Origin of the sequence: Mesorhizobium sp. M7A.F.Ca.CA.002.05.1.1 (assembly GCF_003998335.1) — a bacterium.
Lineage (GTDB): Bacteria > Pseudomonadota > Alphaproteobacteria > Rhizobiales > Rhizobiaceae > Mesorhizobium.
The window spans coordinates 1-2,352 of record NZ_RZQI01000906.1; the positions used below are offsets into that span (position 1 = coordinate 1).

Genomic DNA, 2,352 nt, shown 5'->3' on the forward strand with positions numbered 1-2,352 from the left:
GAACGGCGAAGCGACAGGCAGCGTTGATTATCGCGGCCGCAATCTTCTGACGCTCAGCAAATCCGAGCTCAACCAGGTTCGTGGCCGCAAGATCAGCATGATCTTTCAGGAGCCGATGACTCCGCTCGATCCGCTCTATTCGATCGGCAACCAGTTGATCGAGCCGATCCGCCGGCACCGGGGCCTGAATGCCGCCGAGGCGCGGGAAGAGGCGCTCAAGCTGCTGCGGCTGGTGCATATTCCCGATCCCGAGCGGCGGATGAAATCCTATCCGCATGAAATGTCCGGTGGCCAGCGCCAGCGTGTGATGATCGCGATGGCGCTCGCCAACGACCCTGACATATTGATCGCCGACGAGCCGACGACGGCGCTCGACGTGACCATCCAGGCGCAGATCCTGATGCTTCTGGCCGAATTGCAGCGCAAGCTCGGCATGGCGATCGTCTTCATCACCCACGATCTTGGCATCGTCCGCCGCTTTGCCGACCGGGTCTATGTCATGCGCCAGGGCGAGGTTGTCGAGGAGGGGGAGGCGGAGGCCATCTTCGTCAATCCCCAGCATGCCTACACGAAAATGCTGCTGGCGGCCGAGCCGGCCGGCAGCAAGCGGCCGCCGCCCGCCAATGCTCCGGTGCTGCTCGAAGGTAGAAATGTCGAAGTGACGTTCAGGATTGGCGGCGGGTTTCTTGCTGGTGAACCGCTGATGCTGCGTGCCGTCGATCACATCTCGATCCGGCTGCAGCGAAACCAGACCATCGGCATCGTTGGTGAATCCGGCTCGGGCAAGTCGACGCTCGGCCGCGCCTTGCTGCGGCTGTTGCCGAGCGACGGGCTTATCCGTTTCGGTGATCGCGACATTTCCCAAGCCGACAGGCAGGCGATGCGGCCGCTGCGGCGCCAGATGCAGCTCGTCTTCCAGGATCCGTTCGGCTCGCTGTCGCCGCGCATGACCGTCGGCCAAGTCATCACCGAAGGACTTCTGGTGCATGAGCCTGATCTTTCGGGCAAGCAGCGTGATCAACGCGCGGTCGACGCCTTGCGCGAGGTCGGCCTCGACCCCAACGCACGCAATCCCTACCCGCACGAATTCTCCGGCGGCCAGCGGCAGCGCATCGCCATTGCTCGCGCCATGATCCTGAAGCCCAGGCTGGTGGTATTGGATGAGCCGACCTCGGCGCTCGATCGCTCTGTGCAGAAACAGATCGTCGAACTGCTGCGCAAGCTGCAGGCGGACCACGAATTGTCCTATCTCTTCATCAGCCACGATCTGTCGGTCGTGCGCGCCATGGCCGACTACATCATCGTCATGAAACAGGGCAAGATCGTCGAGGAAGGGCCGACTGAGGCGATCTTCAGCGATCCGCGGCACGCCTACACACAGACGCTGATGGCCGCGGCGATCGACGTGACGCGATTTCGCCTGAGCGCCTGAACCGGGCTCCGCACCGAGGCATTGGCTGTCCGCTCAATTCGCGGACCTGGGGCACTTGCGTGCTCGCACAGCGGCAATGGCATCCTGTTGCTGCTTAAGCCGGTCGATCCTGGCTGTTTCGCGGTTGGCTACCGCGGTCTTCACGCGTGAGCCGCCGAGCAGCCAGCGTGGAACATTGGTGTTGGCCACCTTGCCGCGCGTGATTGCCGTTTGCGAGATGTCACGGGCGACGTCTCCCATCGCCCTGTTGAGGTCGGTGCACGTCATCGAATCGTATTTCGCTGCATCGACGGTTCTGCCGAGCGATGAACAGCCAGTGAAGAGAACCAGCGTCATCACAAGAATCAAGGGCGGGGCTGTGGTTGAATTCAAATTCATGTCGCACTCGGCCCGCCGTTTGGCTGACTCCATCAGGTCCATCGACCCTAAAGCCGACGGACCTTTTCGTCAAAATATGCGGCCCGCGAAGAAACCTGCCACCGGCCAGCCTTTGCGTCCGGCGCAGGAACATTCTCTGCCACTCGAATTGCTATCTGGCGCGTGTTGGGTTCAATCACTGGTGAACGCAGAGAGCCCGTCCCGGCGACGTCGGGCGGTCCTTTCCTACGCTGCTTCGGCCACGAACGTCGACGGGGAGCAACCGCCGAGCACTGTCTGAGCGATGTCGGCGTCATTTTCATCGACATGCGCCATCACCAGAACCACCCCCTCGGCAACGTCTTGATCATCCGCCTTCATGGCGGCCATGGCGAATGTTCCAAACAGACCGCCGGCAACGCCGCCGCAGACCGCGCCAGCCACCGCTGCTGGCAACACGCTCGCAGCAAGAGGATTGATGCCATGGGCCGCAACGGCGCTCAGGCAGGCCAACACGCCGGCGGCAGCGCCAAGTAACGATCCCAAAGCGGAAACCCTAAGAG

3 protein-coding genes are annotated in these 2,352 nt (G+C 62.4%); 1 reads left to right on the top strand and 2 read right to left on the bottom strand.

The genetic code is table 11. From position 1 onward, the window contains the following. A partial coding sequence (locus EN939_RS30330; protein ID WP_164751358.1) for an ABC transporter ATP-binding protein occupies positions 1-1,432 on the top strand: 1,432 nt, incomplete at its 5' end. A 33-nt stretch (positions 1,433-1,465) separates the two neighbouring features. Here EN939_RS30330 and EN939_RS30335 read toward each other — a convergent pair. Beyond that, complete coding sequence (locus EN939_RS30335; RefSeq protein WP_127270013.1) at positions 1,466-1,810, bottom strand: hypothetical protein; 345 nt, start codon at positions 1,808-1,810, stop codon at positions 1,466-1,468. A 225-nt stretch (positions 1,811-2,035) separates the two neighbouring features. Then, positions 2,036-2,352 (bottom strand): hypothetical protein (locus EN939_RS30340; protein ID WP_245473213.1); only part of this gene is annotated, 317 nt, incomplete at its 5' end.

Bases quoted from the DNA above. Each gene is read 5' to 3' on its own strand.
- EN939_RS30335 (WP_127270013.1), bottom strand. From the start codon at position 1,810: ATGAATTTGAATTCAACCACAGCCCCGCCCTTGATTCTTGTGATGACG.